Consider the following 22,347-nt stretch of genomic DNA (forward strand, 5'->3'; position numbering starts at 1 on the left):
TGAAAAAAATTTGATTTATTATTCATTTCTCACTTGACATCACACCGCTGGACTTTTCTATACAAAAAAAGTATAAGAAACAGAAGTTAAATGAATTACCTCAGTTCTGTTAAATCTACGTAAAATAATAAAGGCAAGGCCTGCAGGGCGAATACAGAGCCTTTCCGCTTCCGTTTGCCCTACAGACCTTGCCTACGTTTCTTTGATGCTTTTCTCTTTTGTAAATTGTTTTGTAAAATGTATGGGTGGGAGATTGTTACTATGAAAAAGTTTCTTTTTCCGGGTTTCTTTACTGAACTTCAGACCAATCTGTTACTGTGCCTGTGAAGATATCTTTTACCTGTGCGCTTTCCAGACCATTTACTGCATTTTCATGGTTGACAACAACCGCAATACCGTCCATGGCGATAACTGTAGGAGTCAGGCCTGCTTCCAGTTCGCTGTCTTTCAGTTCTCTGGATGCCATACCAATATCACACATGCCTTCGATGGCAGAAGTCATACCTGTAGTAGAGTCACTCTGCTGCACTTCGACAGAAGCATTTGTATTGATAGCCAGATATGCTTCTTTCAGTTTTTCCATAACGGGTGTTACGGAAGAAGAACCTGCTACGACTACTTTGCCTTCTACCATTGTGCTTTCAAAAGCACCTGTGTTGCCCTGGCTGATATAGCCGTTTTCTTCTACCACTGCCTGCCCTTCTTCACTCAGGATGAAGTTGATGAAATCCTGTGTTACTTCGCTTACTTCTGCGTTTGTTGCGATATTGAAAGGTCTTGCTACAGAATATGTACCGTTTTTGATATTTTCTACAGTTGCTTCTACGCCGTCAATAGACAATACTTTTACGGAATCATCCAGGGAACCAAGAGAAACATAACCGATCGCATTGGTATTCCCTGCAACCGTGGTCAGCATAACTGCTGTGCTGTTTGTGATCTCTGCCAGATCTGTGGTCATATCTATTTTTTCGCCGGCATCATTTTTTTCTTCAATCCCAAACAGTTCGATGAAGGCGCCCCTTGTGCCGGAGCCATCCTCTCTGGATACTACCGTGATCGCACCGCCTGCCGCTGCGTTTTCTTCTTCCGCAGGTTCGCCGCTGCCGCCGCAGCCTGCCAGCATGCTTGCTGCCAATGTCATCGCCAGACCAAAACTGAACATTTTTTTCATTTTCATTACTCTCCTTTTTACTGCTTTTTCTTTTCTTTGATTTTTGTTTCTTTTTGTTTACAATCCAAGTATATGCGCCAAATGTTAAATAAAAAATCTAACTTTTGTTAAATCTATGAAAAACCGACCTGTCTTATCAAAATTTTTGATCACTTCCATCAATGTTTTCCATTTTATCTATCATTGACTTTTCAAAACGAAAGTGATAGCATGGTTTAAGTTTCTATATAACATAACTATCATTATATATAATACGAGAGAAAAATCATGCACATCAAAAATAAAGTACTGATGGGTTCCGTTTTCTGCATCGCCAGCGCCTGTCTTTGGGGTGTTTCCGGTGCAGCGGGACAATATATGTTTCACAATGCAAATATTACACCAGAATGGTTGGTTTCCATTCGCATGCTGCTGACAGGGATCTTCATGCTTACCTTTGCGCAAATCAAAAAAGGTGGTATCCTTCAAATCTGGCTAGAAAAGCAGGATCGGAAAGAAGTCATTCTTTTTGCCCTGATCGGCATGCTCTTTATGCAGTATGCTTACTTTGCAGCCATCAACGATTCCAATGCGGCCACTGCAACTGTCCTACAGTATCTGGCTCCCATCATGATCGTTGTTTATCTTGCTTTCCGCCAGAAAAAACTGCCGAATACCATCGAATGTCTGTCGGTACTGGGGGCATTGATCGGCACCATCCTTTTGGCGACCCATGGCAATCTGAAAAGCCTGAGCCTTTCCCCTAATGCGTTGTTTTGGGGGCTGCTCTCCGCTGTGGCATTGGCTTTTTATACGGTCTATCCCGTCCGCCTGCTGAGCCGCTTCGATACCATGCTCCTCATTGGCTGGGCCATGCTCATCGGCGGTATCGCCATGAATATCATCCACCCCTTCTGGCAATGGCAGGGCGACTGGAATGCAACGAGCGTCTTTTGCCTGATCTTCATTATCGTTTTTGGTACAATGGTACCCTATATGATGTTTCTGAATGGTGTAAAATACATCGGGCCCACAAAAAGCAGCTTGTACGCTTCTGTAGAGCCCCTTTCTTCCACTATTGTTTCCGTGCTTTGGCTGAAAGTGCATTTGGAATTCATCGACTATATCGGATTCCTCTTTATTGTCATCACCGTTCTGATGCTCTCCTTCGCCAAACCAAAACCGAAAAAAGCATAAAATAAGCCTCAAGTCTGAAGTGAACCGCTGTTCACAAGACCTGAGGCTCTTTTTATGTCTCCGCCGCCGTTATCTCCGCTGTTTCCAACTGTCCTTTTTCCCACTTTTCCACTTCTTCCTTTAGACAGCTCAACTGCAGGATGCAGCCAATATAGAACAGGAAATACAGCACAAAGGGAATCCATATCCATCCGCCGATGTTTTCCGTCCCTTCAATCGCAGCAGCAAGATATACCGCCAGTTCTGCCAACAGGACACGGTTTCGGCTCCTGCAGATGCCCTTCAGTGTATCTGCTTCTCCCCCCTGTTCCGCTCCCGCATCGGCAGCAGCTGTCAGAATGATATACATAAAGTATATACGGATACAAAGGATAAAGATTGCTATATAAGGGCTGAGCGCACCGTAAAAAGGAATGTGATCCCCTATATAATACAGAACCACCATAGCAATTTCATACCAAAGGAGAACTTTACCAAAGCTACGGATGCGTTCGATGGCAGGTATCGCGTCTTTCAAAATATCAACGGCGCCCAGCAAACACATCCACCCGAAAAAATCAGGGATGATATCGAAGCCGAAAATATTCACATCAATTAGAAATACCAGCATAGCCGCACGGATATTCCCAACGGCTTCGCTTGTCTTATTCTTCATAGAGGGCACCTCCCTTCATAGGAAAGGCAGCCAGACGTTCGCCCTGTACTGTATAAACCCGCACTTCATAGGGGTTTTCCAGCAGATCAAAGGCTTCATTCAAGCTTTCTCCCCATACACCTCCAATCTCCGTCAAAGAACCATCCCAGTCCTTTCCTGTGCGGAAACTGCACCAGGAGCTGCCATCGGAACTGCTCCCACTTCCATTGGGGCTATAACTCCGCATCCCTCTGTCCCCGTCCCAAAGATATTCCTCTGTCATTTCCGCAGGGCAGAGATACAGTACAAGAATTTCTTCCTTTTCCTTCCATTCTGTTCCCGTATATTCCAACAGGACTGCATGGCTGGCATCAGAAGAAAGGGTCTGGTTGAATTGAGGTTCCTCATTTCCCAGATTCATAAAGCTGAACAGATTCCCTCCGCTCATCTGCATATTCCATACGAAGCAATAGCTTACCTCTGCCATTTTCCAATCTCCCCGCTGGGTATACTGACCATTTTCCATCTTTTCTTTTAGTTTTCGTGTTGTATAGCTAGGATTATTAACATCAAAAAGCCAGCTGTCTTCTTTGCATACTTCAACAGACCAGTTGCCTTTTTCTTCTTCCAACACACGGAAATAAAGGAACCGTTCCGTAACAGGCACATCGTTATAGCAGGCATCTGTTTCATCTATGATGTGCAGCATCCCCTTCACAGAACCATCTTCTTCCTGTCCAAAGAAATACAGCCCATCATACCGCATATCCTCATAAAATTTATATTTATAATCAGCCTTCGTGCCTTCCGCCAATTGTGCCCCAAAGGCTTTTCTGTTTTCCCCATATTCCTGCAGCGCCCATGCCCGATAGGTTTCAAATTCCGCCTGGGGCACGGTCAGCGCCAACTTTCCCAAATCCTTTTCATAAATGGCTTCATAAAAAATGGAAATCGCCATTTCCGGAGAAGTCACATCAAAATAACGGGCATCCTCCAGCAGAAATTCCAAATCTTCCTTCGTTTCCACCTCAGAGGTATCGAAATATTTCGGCTCATAGGCATAGCTGACAGAAGCCAGACACAGCATCACAGTGATGCAGCCTGCAGCAAAAGCCGCTCCCCTTGGCGCACGGCCAAAATCAGCGATACGCCGCACCCGTGTTTTGATATTCTTTGCCCCATTTGCCATGGAGGTGGTACCGATGCGGCTGGCATGGCGGCGGTCTGCCATCCCCAGCAAAAGCATCCCATAGTCCCGCTTTTCCTCCCCTTCCAGCCGTTCCAGTGCCCGCTGGTCGCAAAGGGCTTCGCTGTCATTACGGATGATATGGCACAGCCAATATACAAAGGGATTAAACCAGTTCAATGCCTGCAGCAAATGCAGAGCAAAATTCACCAGCACATCATGATGCTTCAAATGCAGCATTTCATGGAGCAGAACCTTTTCATCAATGGTTTCCTCCATGCTTTCCGGAATCACCAGAACAGGCTTGAAAAATCCACATAAAAATGGTGTTTCAAAACCACCGCAGACTTTTACCCGTTCCTGCTTTGGTAAATCATATTTTTCTGCTGTCGTTCTGATTTTTTCCTGCAGACCCCAGGATGCTTCTCTTCCCTTTTTGATTTTCCTCCGCAGTTTTCCATAAATTACTATATCCCAGGCTAACATTATCACTACACCCGCAAGATACACCACAAACAGGATATCCGTCACGGACCATGCATCAACAGGAGTGCTTTTCAGCAAGGAAAGGTCTCCGCCCTCCATACCAAAAGGAGCAGAAAGAAGGGAATTTCTCCCCATCTCCACTATGCCACGAAGCCGCTTCATCCCTTCCATCCAGATATTATTCAAGGCAAAGCCTGTGGAAAACAGCCGTACATTCTCCGGCAAAACCGCCCGCACCAAAAGCACCAGCCACACCAGATAATGCCAGCGGGCACTCAGCTTATCCCAAAAGATTTTTTTGAACAACAGGAGCATTCCCCCCGTCAGGGTGATCCCCAGTGTAAAATAAAGTACCGTCCATAGATTTGTCATACATCCATCCCCTTCAGAAGCCGTTTCAGTTCTTCCACTTCTTTCTCTGTCAGCTTTCCTTCTTCCACAAATGCCGCTACCATTTTCCCCGCAGAGCCATGATAAATTTTATTCAGAAAACTTTCCTGCTCCTGTTCCACACAATCCTCCCGTTTCACTGCTGCCTGATACCGCTTCGGGCTGCCGCCGCTCTGCACCATGCCCTTATGTTCCAGCCGGCGCAGGAAAGTATACACCGTATTTTTGTTCCATTTCACATCCAGCGCATCCATGATATCGTTTTGCGCTGCTGCCCCTTTTTCCCAAAGAATCTCCATGATCTTCCATTCACTGTCGGAAATCTTATAATCCAAAAAATCACCTCCTTATTCCCTCTGCCCAAATGAAAACTACAAATGTAGTCTTGTTTCTATACTACATTTGTAGTCCAATATTGTCAATAAAAATTGTCAATAAAAAAGACCCAACTTATCCTTTTGGGGATAAATCAGGTCTTTTATGTAGCTTCATCTTAATTTTCCTGTATCAGAATTTCTTTCTTGTCAGAAAATCAGGAATCTTGATTTCAGATTCATAATCATAGTCCAAATCCGCAAATCTTCTTGCAACAGGACGTGCTTCACCTGCCTCTTTTTCCTCTGCAGGGGCTTCTTCTGCCTTTGGTGCAGCAGTTCTTTCTTCTGTTCTGATGCCCACATCTGCCAGTGTTCTCTTGGGTTCTGCATGGGGGCCATCGTCTTCCAGGCCTGTAGCGATAACCGTAACAACAACTTCGTCGTTCAGTTCTTCGTTCAATGTTGTACCGAAGATGATTTCTGCTTCGGGGTCAATCGCTTCTCTGATCAATTCTGCAGCTTCTTCTGTTTCCAGCAGACCCAAATTCATATCGCCGCTGAAATTGATAAGGATATGTTTTGCACCTTCGATGGTTGTTTCCAGCAGAGGGCTCTGGATTGCCATTTTCGCAGCAATTTCTGCCTTGTTTTCACCGCTGGCACGGCCGATACCCATGTGCGCAATGCCTCTGTTTGCCATGATGGTACGAACATCGGCAAAGTCCAGATTGATAACGCCGGGCTTGGAGATCAGGTCAGCAATGCCCTGTACGCCCTGCAGCAGAATTTCATCCGCTTTGCGGAATGCTTCTGTCAGCGTAGTTTTCTTATCAATGATGCTCAGCAGTCTCTGGTTAGGGATAATAACCAGTGTATCTACGTTCTTTTTCAGTTCTGCGATACCCTTTTCCGCATTGCCCATTCTCTTTTTGCCTTCAAAATTGAAGGGTTTTGTAACAACGCCAACAGTCAAAATGCCCAATTCTTTAGAAATCGCAGCAATTCTGGGCGCTGCGCCAGTGCCTGTACCGCCGCCCATGCCGGCTGTGATGAATACCATATCGGAACCCCGCAGAGCCTGGGCGATATCATCCTGTGTTTCATCTACAGATCTCTGGCCGATCTCAGGGTTTCCGCCTGCGCCCAAACCTTTTGTCAGCTTTTCACCAATCTGGATTTTCGTTGCGGATTTGGATTTCGCCAAAGCCTGTCCATCTGTATTGATGGAAATGAATTCTACGCCATCCAAACCGTCTTCAATCATTCTGTCCACAGCGTTGTTGCCGCCGCCGCCAACGCCAATTACTTTTATCTGTGCCATATTACTCATAGGGATATCGAATTCGAGCATTATATAATCTCCTCCTAAGTCATTTACAAAGTTAATCAACCTATATTATACACGAAAAAAAAACTGATTTCCATAGAAAAAATAAGTTTTCCTGCTATTTTTTGCTTTTTTTCCCAAGCATTTTCAGGTTTTCTCAATCAGCATCTATCATAATCTCTTTTTTCCCTTTATTCAAGAGGAAAATGCGGATTCTGCTGAAATTATGAAACATTCTGGAACCATAGACCACTACTGCCGCCAAGGAAAGGTCGATACTCAGCTGATTGCCCAGCCAAATGAGCGCCATGGCGAAAATTCCGTTGCAAAAAAGTCCGGTTACAAAAATCTTTCCCTGAAACCTGCCCTGCAGATTGGCGTATACGCCCCCGATCACAGAATCCAAACAGGCCAATATCCCCATAGCCACATAGGCAGAATACCCCGGCGGGAAAACCATGCCGCTGCCAATGCCCACCGCAACACCAAGACACAGCCCAATCATCGGAATCAACATTCTGTATCCCTCCTTATGGTCTATACAGTTCAATGATATATCTGATATTTCCGTTTTCCTGTGTTACCATAAAAAGATGCTCCTCCAGATGTTCCATCTGCTTCAATTCTTCCAACGTCATGCTTTCCACCGTGGAAGCACCCGCATAATAGCTGATTTCGCAGGCTTCGTCCACAGGAACACTGTAAGAAGCATTGGTTTCCATCAGAAAATAACCATTATCGGTATATCCATGGGTTTCTTCAATCCAGAATTTCCGATTCAGATTTAAGTTTCCCTTTTCATCGAATTGGATTGTCCCGATGAAAGTGCCCACTTCTGCAAAATCCGGCAATTCCTCTGTAATCAAATGCCATTTATCCTGTTCTGTCAATTCATCTTCCCGTACAGCAAGGAACAGCCCTTCCGTTTGGATATTATCCTTTTCCGTATAAGCAGTCAGGCGAAGCGGCAATTCCATATGCAGTACTTCTTCCCCCACAATCAAAGGCATGGCAGGGTTGGTGTCCTCCGTCAATTCTCGATAGGTCACACCCAAATCAAAATCCATTTCCAGAGAACCTTCTAAATTTTCCAGCTTTTTTATCTCAAAATCATACGCTTCAAACTGTCTTTTCCCTGTATAGCTTTCCTTCAGGATAGAAGCAATGATATCCTCCGTCAGGTCTGTCAGCATTTCGGCGGGTTTTTCTGCCGTATCATTTCCCCATGTAATGGAAACCTCCCCGGATTCAGCAGGCAGTTCTATTTCCGCAGAGGGGTCTATTGGCGTTTCCTGGGTTTTTGTGTCACAGCCAGTCATGCCAAAAATCAGACTCCATGTCAGCGCTGCTGCCAATGCTCTTTTCATTCCTCTTCCTCCTTCAAATCTTCTTCGCCTATTGTCGTCTGTGTATAGGCAGGTACCGTCACCGTAGCTTCCTTCCGAATCGTAATTTCAATTCCCCAAGGGGTAAGGCTGTCTACCACACCGCCGGGGAATTTCAGAGCAGACTGCAGTACATCCGGGTCGCCCACTGCTTTGATTTCAAAAGGAGCCGCCACACGCACGCCATTTACCATCACAATAGAGCCGGCACAGGTGATGGCACTCTTGCCCACCATCCGCTGCTCATTGATGGAAACAGCCTTTGCCCCTGCTCCATTCAGCTCATTCACCACGGAAAGCAGATCCTCCGCATGGACAAGGTACGCATTTCTATCCCCGCCCATATTCGTACTGCTGTCATTCATGGTAACGATGACCCCTTCGCCGGTGATAGAAGTCAACCCCGCAAACTGCCGCAGCTGCTCTATTTCCACACCGCTGTAGGTGCCTTCTTCATATTCCTCCAAGGTTTTTTCCAATGCTTCCTTTTGTTTCTGCAGGGCATCCCGTTCCTCCTGGGCCTGATTCAGAGCAAGGGTCACTTCGGATAAACGCTGATTTTCCGTGGACAGCCGCTGCTGCTTTACTGTATTATACTGCACACCGACAATGACCCCCAGCAAAATGCAGGTTGCCGTCAATGCAATGGAATAATGATGCCTTGTCATTTTTTAACCTCGCTAAGTCACTCTGGCAGGAAAACCCGCTGATTATGTTAAATATTGAAACACTACATTAGCCTTAGGGTTGTCCAATGCGCTCAGATCCAAAATGCCCCGATCCTCCTCTGGAATCGTTTTCATGATTTCCGCCATGTATTTGATCTTCATATCGCCATTTTCCATATTTCCCAAATGGATCTGCACCTGATTCACATAGGCATAGATATCCTCCGGATTGGAAACATCGATTTCTACCACCAGATCCAGCAAATCATATTTTTCCATCATTTGAGAGATCCGCAGCACCACATCCAGTGCCTCGGGGTTTTCTACGGGGATAATCTCCCCTTCTGTAAAGCTGCCAAAGGAAAGCCCTTTTACCAAAGGCAGGGCTTCATGATATGCCTCCTGCACCTCCAGCACACGGCCTTCCTCATCTATGTAAAGGTAAGAGCCCATATAAGGGACATATCCTCTTACCTTTCTTTCTTTCACTGTGATGATCATCGTATCGGGCAGCTTGGCAGAAAGCTTCGCATCGGCAATATAGGGGTTTTCCTCCAATATTTTTTCCGCCTTGCCCTTACCAAATAAAAACAGGTTATCTCCAGTGGAAAGGCCGATCCTCTCGCACAGTTCCGAGGTCGTAAAATGGCTGGCACCCTCTGCTTTGATCTCTTTTACAGCAAAAACAGGAGAAAACAGGATGCAGGCAACTGCCACAACAACAAACACACCGGCAATCACTACTTTCTGATCGATTCCCTTTTTCTTTTCAGGTTTTCTGTAAAAATCCAGTTCATCCATCAGGTCGATATCAATCATTTCCTGCTTCTTTTTCTTCGATTGTTTTTTCTTTTTTCCAAACATTATTTTTCCTTTCTTATGTCAGCCTGATATCGCCGCCCAAAAAAGAAAAGGCGTCCTCTATCTTTTCATAGCCCCGCTCCACATATTCCGAGCCGTGGACCAGGCTTTCCCCTTCCGCCGCCAATGCCGCCACCAGCAAAGCTGCACCGCAGCGCAAGTCTTTCGCAAAGACCTCTGCCCCATGTAGTTTTTCTACGCCATAAATCGAAGCATTTCGCCCCGAAATACGAATATCCGCCCCCATACGACAGAGCTCTTCCCCTTGAGAAAAGCGGGCTTCGAACACCGTTTCACTAATCATACAATTTCCTTTCGCCAATGTCAATAAACTCATCATGAAAGGCTGCATATCCGTAGGAAAGGCGGGAAACGGGCCTGTGACGATGGTAAAATCCGACAAAAGCCGCTTTGGCGGGCACATCCACAAGTGGTCACTTTCCTCCCATAAAAAACGACAGCCAGTCATCCGCATCACTTCCAGAACGGCTCCCATCTGTTCCCGTTCCAGCCCTTTCAGCCGCAGTTCGCCCCCTGTCATAGCGGCGGCGCAAAGGAAGGTTCCGCCTTCGATGCGGTCGGAAGGAATGGAAAAATATGCCCCATGGAGGGTCTTTACCCCTTCCACCATAATGCTGGCAGTTCCTTCGCCATAAACTTCTGCGCCGATGGCCCGCAGGAAGCGTGCCAAAGAAATGACTTCCGGCTCTCTCGCCGCATTATGGATCACGGTGACCCCTTCTGCTTTGGCCGCCAGAAGCAGGATATTCTCCGTCGCGCCAACACTGGGGAAATTCAGATAGATATGCTGCCCTGTTATCCGCTCTGCCCTGCAATCCAGAACATAGCCCTCTTCCCGTATCGTAACGCCCATTTTTTCAAAAGCAGCCAGATGCAGGTCTATGGGGCGTTTCCCAATGGCACAGCCCCCAGGATAGGCCAGTTTTCCCTGCTTTTCTCTTCCTAAAAGTGCCCCCAGAAAAAGAATGGAAGAGCGCATCTTCCGTACCGTTTCATTGCCGATTTCCGTTCCCTTCAGATATCTGCTGTCAATGACAACCGTCCGCATTTCTTCCGAAAGGGAAACCGTGCAGCCTAATTCCCGCAGGATATCCAAAGTCTGGAATACATCTGTAATCAAGGGGATATTTTCCAGTATCACCTCATCTTCTGCCAAAAGGCAGGCAGCTAAAATAGGCAAGGCAGCATTCTTGCTGCCCCGCACAGCAAATTCCCCTTCTATCTTCCTCCCGCCCCGCACCATGTATGTCCCCATGCTCTTCCCTCCGAAAATAAAATCTTACACTTATCATATCGCAGGACAAAACTTCTTGTGCTTTTCCATCAACAAATGTAAAATCTAATCAGAAAATACTTCACCCGTTGAAATAAGGAAATCTTTTTCCTTTACGGGAAAAACCATTGGGCTTTGCCCCTGGTTGGCAGCTATGCCGCTATGACATAACCCTCGGCAGCACTTTTCCCCTTGCACAGGCTACGCCTATGGAGATGGGGCTTGTAGCTGCTGCCTCACTCGTTGATAAAGGAGTTGTTTGAATATGGAATTAAAAAGAAATATCCTCGATATAAAAGGTTTGAAGGTAGGTCAGGCGGAAAACCCCGAAGCAAAAACAGGGGTAACCGTTGTCATTACTGAGAAAGGAGCTGTCTGCGGTGTAGATGTGCGGGGCGCCGCCCCCGGCACAAGGGAAACTGACCTCCTTAACCCCATCAATGCTATGGAAAAGGTGCAGGCTGTTGTTCTATCCGGGGGCTCTGCTTTCGGCCTGGAAGCAGCCAGCGGTGTCATGGATTATCTGGAGGAAAAAGGGATTGGCTTTGATGTGGGCGTGACAAAAGTGCCCATCGTTCCTTCTGCAGTGCTGTATGATTTAGAAAACGGCGATGCTTTTACCCGCCCTGATAAAGCCATGGGCAGACTGGCCTGCGAAAATGCCTCTGATTCCCTCCTGCTGGAGGGCGACCATGGCGCAGGCTGCGGTGCAACGGTCGGCAAGCTGCGGGGCATGGATTTTTGCACCAACAGCGGCATCGGCTCCTGGTCTGAAGCAACAGAAAACGGCATCCGGGTAGGGGCTCTTATTGCGGTCAATGCTTTTGGTGATGTCTATGAAAACGGCAAAATCATCGCCGGCACAAAGGATGATAACGGCGGCTTCATTTCCACAGAAGAAGGAGTCCTCCAACTGGCATCCAGCCTTTCCTTCAGCGGCAAAAATACGACCATCGGCATCATCGCCACCAATGTAAAGCTGACAAAGGCCCAGGCCACAAAAGTAGCCGGTATGGCCCATGATGGTCTGGCCCGCTGTATCCGACCCATCCATACCACCATGGACGGAGATACTCTTTTCTGCCTTTCCACAGAAGAAATCGAACTGCCCACAGCCCCTGTGGATGTCATCGGCATTCTGGCGGCAAAGGCAGCAGAACAGGCCATACTGCGCGCAGTAAAAACAGCAAAATAAAAAGAGCAGCTGGAGTATCCTTCTGCAGAATTCTGCAAAAAATACAAAATTCTATTTCCTGTTTGGCTTTATTATGGTAAAATATGTGTAAAAATGGAGGTTTGCACCTCCTCTGCCGCAAAAATGCACAACCTTATTTCTAAATGTTTAATCAAAACAGGAGGTATTTATGAAACAGGACATGATTTTAATTCTGGATTTGGGCAGTGAAGAAAATCCCAAAATTGCCCGTGAGATTCGCGCAATGGGTGTTTACACAGAAATCCACCCCCATGATATTTCTGCTGCAGAACTGACTGCTCTGCCCGGCGTAAAAGGCATCATTCTGAACGGCGGCCCCAACCGGGTTGTAGATGGTGTAGAGATTGATGCCAGCGAAGCTGTTTACAGCGCAGGTCTGCCCATCCTGAAAGCAGACCATAAAGGCGGTGACGCCTTCCCTGCAGATGATGCAGAAAGAGAAGCTGTTCTGAAACATTTCGTATTTGACACCTGTAAAGCAGAAGCAAACTGGAACATGGAAAACTTCATTGCTGACCAGATCGAACTGATCAAACGTCAGGTTGGCGATAAAAAAGTACTGCTGGCTCTTTCCGGCGGTGTAGATTCTTCCGTTGTTGCAGCCCTGCTGATTCGTGCTATCGGCAAACAGCTGACATGTGTGCACGTAAACCATGGCCTGCTGCGGAAAGGGGAACCCGAACAGGTTGTCAAAGTATTCCGTGATGAAATGGATGCCAACCTGATTTATGTTGACGCCGTTGACCGTTTCCTGGATAAACTGGCAGGCGTTGCAGATCCGGAACAGAAACGGAAAATCATCGGTGCCGAATTTATCCGTGTATTCGAAGAAGAAGCTCGAAAATTAGAAGGCATCGAATTCCTGGGTCAGGGCACTATTTACCCCGATATCATCGAATCCGGCACAAAGACAGTAAAAGTCATCAAATCTCACCATAACGTTGGCGGCCTGCCTGAAGACCTGAACTTCGCATTGGTAGAACCCCTGAAAATGCTGTTTAAGGACGAAGTACGTGCCTGCGGCAAAGCTCTGGGGCTGCCCGACAGCATGGTTTACAGACAGCCCTTCCCCGGCCCTGGTCTGGGTGTACGTTGCTTGGGTGCTATCACCAGAGACAGACTGGAAGCTGTCCGGGAATCCGACGCTATCCTGCGGGAAGAATTTGCGAAAAATGGTCTGGAAGGCAAAGTATGGCAGTATTTCACAGCCATTCCCGATCTGAAGAGCGTTGGCGTAAAGGATAACAAACGTGTGGACGAATGGTGTGTCATCATCCGTGCCGTCAATACCATCGATGCTATGACAGCTACTGTAGAAAACGTTCCTTTCGACCTGCTGCAGCATATCACAGCCCGTATCACAAGCGAAGTAAAAGGTGTAAACCGTGTGCTGTTCGACCTGACTCCTAAGCCTACCGGCACCATTGAGTGGGAATAATCTATATGTAAAAAGCACCAAAAACCCTCGAAAAAATTCGGGGGTTTTTACATTTACAAATACATCTTTGAATGTTATGATGATTTCGTGAGTCTGCAGATTGATATCTGCGGCCCAGAAGCGGACGGTATTCCATGTGTATTGGAAACTGTACCGACATATCATCCTGAATTCGAGTTCCCACGGAACGAAAAAGACCACATCACCTGACCCCTACAAAGAAGGTGATAACATGAAGATCGGATTTATTGGAGCAGGCAAAGTTGGATTCTCTTTAGGAAAGTTCTTTGCTGAAGGAGGCATTCAAGTGACCGGGTATTACAGCCGGCATCAAGAATCAGCACAGCAGGCAGCGCAATTTACAAATTCCCGTTTTTATGACGGGTTGGACAAACTGATCGAAGGCAGTGATGCGCTCTTTTTGACTGTTCCAGACGGAACGATTACTTCGGTCTATAATGAACTGAAGTGTCATGGGATCTCAGGAAAACAAATATGTCATTGCAGTGGCGCTATGACCGCTGAAGAGGCTTTTCCAGAAATCAGCCTGTTCGGCGCACATGGTTATTCTATCCATCCGCTTTTCCCTGTCAGCAGTAAGCTGGAAACATATCGGGAATTGTCGGGTGCTTTTTTTTGCGTCGAAGGCAATGGGCCGCATCTTTCAGCCTGGCAGAACTTGCTCAGCTCATTGGGTCCCACCGTACAGGTGATTCCCACCGGGACAAAAACACGCTACCATGCAGCCTGTGCCATTTCCAGCAATCTTGTCTGCGCATTGGTGCAGGAAAGCCTGGAATTGCTGGAAACCTGCGGATTTTCCAGAGAGCTTGCCCTGCAGGCGCTGACACCGCTCATCCGCAGCAACACAGAGCATATCCTGCAGGATGGCCCCATTCAGGCACTGACCGGCCCCATGGAACGCTGCGACACAAAAACTGTGGAAAAACACCTTTCCTGCTTCCCCAGCGAAGGGGAACGGGAATTGTATCGCACGGTTTCTCAAAAGCTCATGGAAACCGCTCAGGCAAAGCACCCGGAAACTGATTACACGTACATGGAAAAGATTTTGAAAGAAGGTAAAAAGAATTGAAAAAGAACACAATCGCTACTCTGATGGCAATGAAAGCAAATGGTGAAAAAATTTCCCAGCTGACCTGTTATGATTATTCCACAGCAAAGCTGGTGGATGCTGCAGGCATCAATACCATTTTGGTTGGCGACAGCCTGGGTATGACCATGCAGGGCTATTCCGACACACTGCCCGTAACCATGGAAGAAATGATCCTGTATGGCCGCAGCGTCTGCAGAGCCTGCGAAAACGCATTTGTCATTCTGGATATGCCTTTTATGAGCTATCAGGTATCCGTAGAGCAGGCTGTTGCAAACGCAGGCAGACTGATGAAAGAAGGCGGCGGCAACGCAGTAAAACTGGAAGGCGGCAAAAGCGTTTGTGAACAGATCAAAGCCATTACTGCATGCGGTATCCCCGTTTGTGCCCATATCGGCATGACACCCCAGTCCGTAAATGCTATGGGCGGCTTCAAGGTACAGGGCAAAGGCGAAGAAAACGCCCGCCGTGTGCTGGAAGATGCTCTGGCAGTGGAAGAAGCCGGTGCATTCATGGTCGTTCTGGAATGCGTACCTCCCAAACTGGCTGCCCTCATTACAAAGAAAACAAACATGATCACCATCGGCATCGGCGCAAGTGCCGGCTGCGATGGTCAGGTTTTGGTATATCAGGATATGCTGGGCATGTCCGGCGAATTTGTGCCTAAATTCGTAAAACGTTATGCAAATATCGGCGAAGAAATGAAAAACGCCTTCATGGCATACGATGCAGAAGTAAAAGCTGGCACATTCCCTACTGCCGCTCAGACCTATGCAAAGAGCGACTGCGCAGATGAATTCCTGGCACAGCTGGATGCAGAATACGAAAAGAAATAATCTGTTAACAGCGTATGCTTTTCATAAAAAAATCCCCCGAACCTGGGGGATTTTTATTTCTATAATGAAAAAAGAAGGTAATTTTGAAAAAATTTATTTTATTTACTGGTTATGTTCCATTTACTGATTGCCGTTCAGTGTTGCTGTTCTGTTCACAGCATCCCATTCAATATCCAGCACGCCCAAGGCTGTTGCCAAGTCTCTCATCGGCAGGAAGGTTCTGTCGTCTTTGATTTCCACTGCGGAAGATGCGGGCAGTGCGGAACCATTGACATAAATCACTTTCTGACCATACGTCATCGTAATGATACGCTGACCATACATGATGGTTACCGTTCTGGTGGGCTGATCCCACAGGACTGCATTCTTATCGATACCCAGGGCATTTGCCACCGCTCTGACAGGAAGCATGGTGTAGCCAGCATCGTTAATATATGCAGGAACATCCAGCGCAATCTTGTTTTCACCGGAAAGGATGTAATCGGCACCAATGGGAACCACAACTTTTGTTGTAAAACCATCTTCATCTCTTCCGCCTGTTATGATATTGATGAACCCTTCCTTCACAACATTTTCGTAATCGGAAACGTCACCAACTGTATAGTCATCCTTTTCCACACCGCCAAACAGGACGGTATCCAGATAACCATCACCGGAGCCTTTTCCGCTGAAAGATACGTCCATATCGGAGCCCTGTTCCATGGATGTTGTCAAAAGCAGATCATAGAAACCAGCGGGAATATCCCTGCTCATATACAATTCCATATCGGAAATGGTCACTACTGCCGCTTCGTCATCAGATGCTTCTTTTACCTGGAATGCCAGTGTACCGTTATTTTTATTGGTAGAGCAGTTCAGCTTCATTTCAGAATCTTCGTTAACTGTAAATGTCGCATCCTTTTCAAACTGGATCACATTGCCTTTTTCAATATTCAAGGCAAATACGGCTTCTTTTTCTTCCCACAAGCCTGCTTCTGGTTCTGTTACTGTAATAGCTGTGGGTACCTTTGTATAACGGTAGTCAATCTTCAGATCGTTCCGTTCCGCCTTTACTTCATAAGGTTTCACAAATTCTGCGATCGTTACTGTCTGTTCGTCAATATCATCCCCTGTCAATGTCAGGTCAACTTCCCCTTCAAAAGTAGGGTCTGCCACCAGTGTCAGGGTGAATGTCAGCTTTGCAGGGTCGCTCTGTGTGGTTGTATTCACATCATCGAAGGTTCTTCTCTTGAATTCAAATTCCACATAATCACCATCCTGATATGCTTTCAGGAATTTTCCTTCTACTTCATCCGCAGATGCTTCCTTCCCGTTGAGATACAAGCCTTCTACTTCTGTTACATCTACCCCGTTTACGCCGTCACTGTTTTCTTCTGCTACATAAACACCTTCCGGCAGTTTAAAATAAAACGCTTTCTTCATGTTCCAAGCGCCAGGGAAAGATTCTTCCACAGTGATCTCCAGAGACAAATGATCAGAATCATCGGTCAGGCCATAGTTATCCACGCCGACACCGCTGTAAATCACAGGCAGATCTTCATCTTCATCTACTGTCATTTCCACAGTATATTCTACTACTTCCATGACTTCAATGCTGGTAGAATCATAATTCTTCGCAGAAACTTTAATTGTAGCAATATCGCCGACCTTTGCTGTTGTTGCTTCGATCAGAATCCCTTGGCCGTTATTGATACCATCCACACCTTTGATATTGATTTCAGAACGACCTTCTTCCACTGCTACTGTCAATTCTGTATCATTTTTCTTGGTGATGCTGTATCCATCCCCTTTCAGGCCATCGCAGCTGTTCAGGAATTCAAAGCCCTTGGAAAGCTTTAATGTCAATTCACTGGGCAGATTCCCTACTGCCGCTTCGATTTTCAGCCCTTTGGAGGAAATTTCCGCAACCTCCTCAACGGCAACTGTTTCCAGTTTTTTCACCGTCGCTTTCAGGCCTTTGCTCATAACGGATACGTATGTCAGATCATCCACACTTACCATTTCAGATTCTACGGAAACTGTGGCGGTTCTACCTTCGCTGGTCTTATCCATAACAGAATACAGATCGATTACAATAATGTCATCCTTTTCAAAGTTGCCGTTAAATGTAAATGTAACGGTATCCTCATCCGCATCCCTTTCATCTACAGAAACTGCCAGTCTTTCTTTCTTGCTTTCGCCATCCTCAATGACCCATGTATTGTCATCGTCTCTAACAGAAACCAGGCTCTCCAAATCCTGATCTTCCAAAAATTTGGCATTATCCAAAGATACTGTGACATCTACTTCCTCAGGTGCTACCCCTGTGCCTGTATGTTTGTAGGAAACATCCTGCACTTTGATCTGCAGTTCCGGCATATCCCCCAGAACCTCATTGATGATGTTGTGATTGGCTTCTACTTCTGCTTTTGTTACTTCCAGCATGCTAACGATCTTAGCTGTTGCCGTAACATTATTTTTTGCAAATGCCGTTACAGGCATTACGGAAATGGCCATGACCCCAGCTAATACCATAGAAAGTATTCTTTTCATGGTGATTCCTCCTTTTACTGTTTTCTTACTGTTTTCAAATTCATCTCATTCTTGTCGTTTTCGCGCAATCAGCTGTTTGCAAGGCCATATTAACATTTATTAAATATTTAGACAATAGTTTTTCATATTTTGTAATATTTTCGTAAAAATTACGAAATAATTACTTAAATATTTCAATTCGTCAACGGTTTGGTAACATAGGGAACAAAAATGAAATTTCTTCGTAAACAAATAAAAAATAACCTCCGAAAATCCTTCGGAGGCTATCATTTTCATTTTATGTTTTATGTAGTTATTGGGGCTCTTTTCCTTCTTCAAATACACGGATCATTTCCCGGGTCAGGCTAATGCCGTCATCATGGGCAGGCAAATCATTTCTGGGGAACCATTCTGCCATGGCAAGCTCTTCCCGGTCTAATGTGATGGTATCATCCTCTCCATCCAAATCGCAGTAATATCCCAGCAGCAGACCGCCTGTTACACCCCATGGCTGTGTTTTATAATAGCGTATATTCTTTACCTTCAGCCCAACTTCTTCCATCACTTCACGGGCAACTGTTTCTTCCACCGTTTCACCAATTTCCGTAAAGCCTGCAATCATGCCATACCGTGTATAGCTCCGGTTGGCATATTTGCTCAGGAGCAAATAGTCTCCGTGGGTCACGCCAACAATGACAGAGGGTGCAATTTTCGGAAAGATCATTTGATTGCATTGCGGACAGCGCATCATGCGTTCCTTCGCGTCATGCTGTGTTTTTGCCCCGCATCTGCCGCAAAAACGATTGCTGCGATACCAGTCAAAAAGATGCCATGCTGTCATAATCGCATAACAGATATTTTTGGAAACCAGTTGGCGCAGCATCCTTGTATCCTCGTAAGCATAAGCAGGATCTGCGCTTTCTCCCGCTTCTCCCCACCAGATAAAATAATTTTTATCCTGCATACGGAATACATACTGCACTTTGTTTCCATTCCAGCTTTCCCAATGATTTGCCTCTGCCCATGCAAGCACTTCTCCATAAGAAGGCAAATGCAATTCATCCTGATCATTTCTGTCAAGCAGGGCGCTGCTGCCTCTGAAACAGACTACAATATCCTCCTCTGCAGGGAGGATATTGCGGAATTCATTTTCCAATCTGCCATATTCCAAATCCTGTAACATTTCTGACTCCCTCTTTTTATCTTTTTTCTTTTGTCCGCTGAATCGTAAAATCTCTGAATTTTTCCACCGCAGGGGGCAAATACCGATTCAGCACATAAGCCAGGTAAACCATACGGCGGGAATAAGGGGTATCCAATTCCAGCTTTGTTACACGGTAATTATCCAGGGTAGGGCTGTCCGTAACAATGGCAAGCCCTTGATTGGCCGCAACTAGCCCCGCCATAGAATTGATATCCTCAAACTGACACAGGATATTGGGCATGATCTGCGCCTTTGTAAACAAATCATCAATGATCCGGCGCATCCCGCTTTCCTTGGTATAAGAAATCAGCGGATAGGGACAGATATCCTGAATGGTCACCTTTTTCCTGTTTTCCAAAGGATGCCCCTCCGGAACAATCACCACAAGGCTCTGTTCATACACGGGGATAAATTCTACATCGCTTTCCGCTTCCACCATAGAGCAGAAAATCAAATCATATTTTTCCCGTTTCAAGTTATAAAGCATGGTTTTCGTATTGCCTTCATAACAGGAGAAAGAGATATTTTTATTCTGCGGATCATCCAAAAAATCGGCGATCAGATCAGGCACAAAATTCGTGCCAACAGATGTCATATATGCCAGCCCCACATGGCCGCCTCCTTCAGAAACCAAACGCTCAATCTGGTTTTTCCCCAATTCCAGCTGGGTCAGGGCATTTTCCACATAAAACATATAGATTCTGCCATATTTGGTCAGAACCACGTTTCTGCCCTGCTTTTCAAAAAGATTTGCGCCAAGTTCCTTTTCCATCGAAGAAATGGAATGGCTCAGGGTTGGCTGAGAAATATTCAGCTTTTCCGCCGCTTTTGTATAATGTTCCAATTCTGCCAGTGTTTTAAAGTAATACAGCTGGTTCAAATTCATGACTTTCCCTCCTACTCTTGCACAGCACAAAAATTGCGCAAGAAAGCAACAAATCAAAAAAACTTATTCCTGTCATTAATTTTTTTATATCCTTTCAAGAGTATAACAAAACAAATAAAAGGAATCTATGGATTTTATCACCAAAAAAGCAAAAAGAAATTGTTCCTTATGCTGAAGAATTTACCTTCGCCATGCTCCGCTAATTCTGGAAAGAATAGAAAAACCGAATGTTTCTGCAGGCAGACACTCGGTTTTCTGTTTATCTGGAGTTTTTTCTGCTGTCTCCATTTATTTCATGAATCTGTCGATAAAATCCTGTTCACTCAGAATGGGGATACCCAATTCTGCGGCTTTTTTATTTTTGGAGGATGCGGAATGAATATCATTATTGATGAGGAAATTTGTTTTCTTTGTGACGCTGCCCGTCACCTTGCCGCCGCCTTTTTCAATCAACGCCTGCAATTCCTTCCGGTTGGCAAACTGCTCCAAATCCCCTGTTACCACAAAGGTCAGCCCGGACAGAGGGCTTTCCGCGCCCCCTTTCTGGGGCTCTGCCTGCTTGATCCGCAGGTACTGCAGGACATCCTCCAACAGGCGCAGATGTTCCTCCTGCCGGAAATAGGTACTGATACTATGGGCAATGATCTCACCAAAGCCTTCTGCTTCCACCAGCTCTTCCTGAGTCGCCGCCTTGATTTTTTCCAAATCATACCCGCAATGGGCGCAGAGCAGCTTGGCATTCCGCAAGCCCACATGGTTGATGCCCAATGCATAGATAAAATTAGGCAATTCCACATCCTTTGCTTTTTCGATGGAAGCGATCAAGTTGCTGTAGGACTTGATACCAAACCCTTCCATCTCACAAATTTCCTCTTTATATCGCTCCAAACGGAACAAATCGGGATAGTTTTGCAAAAAGCCCTTTTCCAGGAATTTTTTCAAAGTCTCCTCGGAAAGTCCTTCCATATTCATGGCATCCCGGGAAACAAAATGGCTCAAGGCCTGTATCCGCTGGGCAGAACAGTTGGGGTTGGTACAGTAAAGGGCTTCTCCATCCCGCAGCTTTCTCAGCTCCGTTTCCCCGCCGCAGACAAAGCAGGCCTTGGGAATCTCCGCCGTGGAAACTTCTCCCGTCAGGTTTTCCGCAATCTGCGGAATAATCATATTTGCCTTGTACACCTTGATGGTATCACCGATACTCAGCTTCAGTTCCTTCAAAATGCTCACATTATGGACACTGGCACGGCTCACCGTAGAGCCTTCCAATTCTACTGGGTCGAAAATCGCCACAGGGTTCATGAGCCCTGTCCGAGAGGTGTTCCATTCGATGGCACGAAGGGTCGTTTCTGCCATTTCATCAGCCCATTTGAAGGCAATGGAATCCTTGGGAAATTTGGAGGTTCTGCCAAGGCTTTGGCTATAGGAAATACTGTCAAAGGTCAGAACCAAGCCATCGGAGGCGATATCGTTTTCTTCGATTTTATCTCGAAAATGCTCCACTTCCGCCGCCACGGTTGCTCCTGTGACCATCACATGCTCCACCACATCAAAGCCCATTTCCGCCAGCCAATCCATATTTTCCGCCTTGCTGTCGGAAATCTCCTTTCCTTCCGCACTTACCAGCGTAAAGGCAATGAATTTGACGTTTCTTTTCGCTGCAATTTCGCTGTTTAATTGGCGCACCGTACCACTGCAAAGGTTACGGGGATTTTTATATTGTTCCTCTTCCCCCAGTTCTTCATTGATACGGTAAAATTCGCTGTAAGGGATGACGCCTTCCCCCCGCAGCACCAACTCCCCCTGAAAAGGAATCGATACGGGCAGATTGCTGAACACACGGGCATTATGGGTCACATCTTCCCCAACTTCCCCATTGCCGCGGGTGATGGCCTGTGCCAATGTGCCGTTTTGATATTTCAAAACAATGGTCAAGCCATCCAGTTTCCAGGAAAGGATCCCTTTCTTATCCAAAAGAAAGCTTTCCAGCTTTGCCACTTCCTTCGTCTTATCCAGAGAGAGGATAGGGCTTTCATGGCGCACTTTCACCAGATTACTCAGCACAGTATAGCCCACCTTCTGGGTGGGGCTGTTGGCTAAAATGGTGCCTGTTTGTTCTTCCAATGCCGCCAATTCATCATAAAGGGCATCATATTCCTGATTGGATAAAATTTCTCTGTCTTCCTGATAATACGCCTTGGAAGCTTCGTTGAGCTGTTCCACCAAAGCTTTCATTCTGTCTGTCATATT

Annotated in this window: 19 protein-coding genes; 5 read left to right on the top strand and 14 right to left on the bottom strand. The window is 46.1% G+C overall.

Annotated elements, in window-relative coordinates:
• Nucleotides 1-289: 289 nt before the first annotated feature.
• Nucleotides 290-1,180: a substrate-binding domain-containing protein gene (locus ACI39P_RS00380; protein WP_439718737.1), complete on the bottom strand. Its 891-nt coding sequence runs from the start codon at nucleotides 1,178-1,180 to the stop codon at nucleotides 290-292.
• A gap of 261 nt (nucleotides 1,181-1,441) precedes the next feature.
• Between ACI39P_RS00380 and ACI39P_RS00385 the strand changes: the two genes are divergently transcribed.
• A complete protein-coding gene (locus tag ACI39P_RS00385) occupies nucleotides 1,442-2,350 on the top strand; it encodes an EamA family transporter (RefSeq protein ID WP_439718738.1) in 909 nt (302 codons plus the stop codon).
• 52 nt (nucleotides 2,351-2,402) lie between these two features.
• Here ACI39P_RS00385 and ACI39P_RS00390 read toward each other — a convergent pair whose 3' ends face one another.
• From ACI39P_RS00390 to murA, 9 genes are all read right to left on the bottom strand, one after another.
• Entirely contained in the window at nucleotides 2,403-3,005 is a 603-nt protein-coding gene (locus tag ACI39P_RS00390; protein ID WP_439718739.1) for a hypothetical protein, read from the bottom strand.
• On the bottom strand, nucleotides 2,995-5,028 hold the full coding sequence (locus ACI39P_RS00395; protein ID WP_439718740.1) for a M56 family metallopeptidase: 2,034 nt from the start codon (nucleotides 5,026-5,028) through the stop codon (nucleotides 2,995-2,997). The genes ACI39P_RS00390 and ACI39P_RS00395 overlap by 11 nt, the downstream gene beginning before the upstream one ends.
• Complete coding sequence (locus ACI39P_RS00400; RefSeq protein WP_439718741.1) at nucleotides 5,025-5,381, bottom strand: BlaI/MecI/CopY family transcriptional regulator; 357 nt, start codon at nucleotides 5,379-5,381, stop codon at nucleotides 5,025-5,027. The genes ACI39P_RS00395 and ACI39P_RS00400 overlap by 4 nt, the downstream gene beginning before the upstream one ends.
• A 172-nt stretch (nucleotides 5,382-5,553) precedes the next feature.
• Nucleotides 5,554-6,714 carry a cell division protein FtsZ gene (ftsZ, locus tag ACI39P_RS00405; RefSeq protein WP_439718742.1) on the bottom strand — a complete coding sequence of 387 codons (1,161 nt, stop codon included), beginning with the start codon at nucleotides 6,712-6,714 and terminating at the stop codon, nucleotides 5,554-5,556.
• Between the two features lie 133 nt (nucleotides 6,715-6,847).
• Nucleotides 6,848-7,207 (bottom strand): small basic family protein, encoded by a 360-nt coding sequence (locus ACI39P_RS00410; protein ID WP_439718743.1) that lies wholly within the window; start codon nucleotides 7,205-7,207, stop codon nucleotides 6,848-6,850.
• Between the two features lie 13 nt (nucleotides 7,208-7,220).
• Nucleotides 7,221-8,057, bottom strand: a complete 837-nt coding sequence (locus tag ACI39P_RS00415; protein WP_439718744.1) for a hypothetical protein — start codon at nucleotides 8,055-8,057, stop codon at nucleotides 7,221-7,223.
• Nucleotides 8,054-8,743, bottom strand: coding sequence for a DUF881 domain-containing protein (locus ACI39P_RS00420; protein WP_439718745.1), 690 nt, complete (start codon nucleotides 8,741-8,743; stop codon nucleotides 8,054-8,056). Before ACI39P_RS00420 ends, ACI39P_RS00415 begins: the two co-directional genes overlap by 4 nt.
• A gap of 42 nt (nucleotides 8,744-8,785) precedes the next feature.
• Nucleotides 8,786-9,607, bottom strand: a complete 822-nt coding sequence (locus ACI39P_RS00425) for an FtsQ-type POTRA domain-containing protein (RefSeq protein ID WP_439718746.1) — start codon at nucleotides 9,605-9,607, stop codon at nucleotides 8,786-8,788.
• Nucleotides 9,608-9,620: 13 nt separating this feature from the next.
• A complete protein-coding gene (murA, locus tag ACI39P_RS00430; RefSeq protein ID WP_439718747.1) occupies nucleotides 9,621-10,880 on the bottom strand; it encodes a UDP-N-acetylglucosamine 1-carboxyvinyltransferase in 1,260 nt (419 codons plus the stop codon).
• Nucleotides 10,881-11,163: 283 nt separating this feature from the next.
• Here murA and ACI39P_RS00435 point away from each other — a divergent pair, with 283 nt between their 5' ends.
• The 4 genes from ACI39P_RS00435 (at nucleotide 11,164) to panB (ending at nucleotide 15,499) form a co-directional block, all read left to right on the top strand.
• On the top strand, nucleotides 11,164-12,093 hold the full coding sequence (locus ACI39P_RS00435) for a P1 family peptidase (RefSeq protein ID WP_439718748.1): 930 nt from the start codon (nucleotides 11,164-11,166) through the stop codon (nucleotides 12,091-12,093).
• 169 nt (nucleotides 12,094-12,262) lie between these two features.
• The gene (guaA, locus tag ACI39P_RS00440; RefSeq protein ID WP_439718749.1) at nucleotides 12,263-13,552 is read left to right on the top strand and encodes a glutamine-hydrolyzing GMP synthase; all 1,290 of its coding nucleotides are present in this window, start codon (nucleotides 12,263-12,265) and stop codon (nucleotides 13,550-13,552) included.
• A gap of 136 nt (nucleotides 13,553-13,688) precedes the next feature.
• Complete coding sequence (locus ACI39P_RS00445; RefSeq protein ID WP_439718750.1) at nucleotides 13,689-14,645, top strand: DUF2520 domain-containing protein; 957 nt, start codon at nucleotides 13,689-13,691, stop codon at nucleotides 14,643-14,645.
• Complete coding sequence (gene panB / locus ACI39P_RS00450; RefSeq protein ID WP_439718751.1) at nucleotides 14,642-15,499, top strand: 3-methyl-2-oxobutanoate hydroxymethyltransferase; 858 nt, start codon at nucleotides 14,642-14,644, stop codon at nucleotides 15,497-15,499. Before ACI39P_RS00445 ends, panB begins: the two co-directional genes overlap by 4 nt.
• A 120-nt stretch (nucleotides 15,500-15,619) precedes the next feature.
• On the opposite strand, the gene ACI39P_RS00455 is transcribed toward panB, so the two are convergent.
• From ACI39P_RS00455 to ligA, 4 genes are all read right to left on the bottom strand, one after another.
• Complete coding sequence (locus ACI39P_RS00455; protein ID WP_439718752.1) at nucleotides 15,620-18,031, bottom strand: copper amine oxidase N-terminal domain-containing protein; 2,412 nt, start codon at nucleotides 18,029-18,031, stop codon at nucleotides 15,620-15,622.
• Nucleotides 18,032-18,323: 292 nt separating this feature from the next.
• Nucleotides 18,324-19,193: an NAD(+) diphosphatase gene (gene nudC, locus ACI39P_RS00460; RefSeq protein WP_439718753.1), complete on the bottom strand. Its 870-nt coding sequence runs from the start codon at nucleotides 19,191-19,193 to the stop codon at nucleotides 18,324-18,326.
• A 16-nt stretch (nucleotides 19,194-19,209) separates the two neighbouring features.
• Nucleotides 19,210-20,100 (bottom strand): LysR substrate-binding domain-containing protein, encoded by an 891-nt coding sequence (locus ACI39P_RS00465; RefSeq protein WP_439718754.1) that lies wholly within the window; start codon nucleotides 20,098-20,100, stop codon nucleotides 19,210-19,212.
• A 288-nt stretch (nucleotides 20,101-20,388) separates the two neighbouring features.
• On the bottom strand, nucleotides 20,389-22,344 hold the full coding sequence (gene ligA / locus ACI39P_RS00470; RefSeq protein WP_439718755.1) for an NAD-dependent DNA ligase LigA: 1,956 nt from the start codon (nucleotides 22,342-22,344) through the stop codon (nucleotides 20,389-20,391).
• Nucleotides 22,345-22,347 lie beyond the last annotated feature (3 nt).

This window comes from Anaerotignum sp. (assembly GCF_051877975.1).
GTDB lineage: Bacteria > Bacillota > Clostridia > Lachnospirales > Anaerotignaceae > Anaerotignum_A.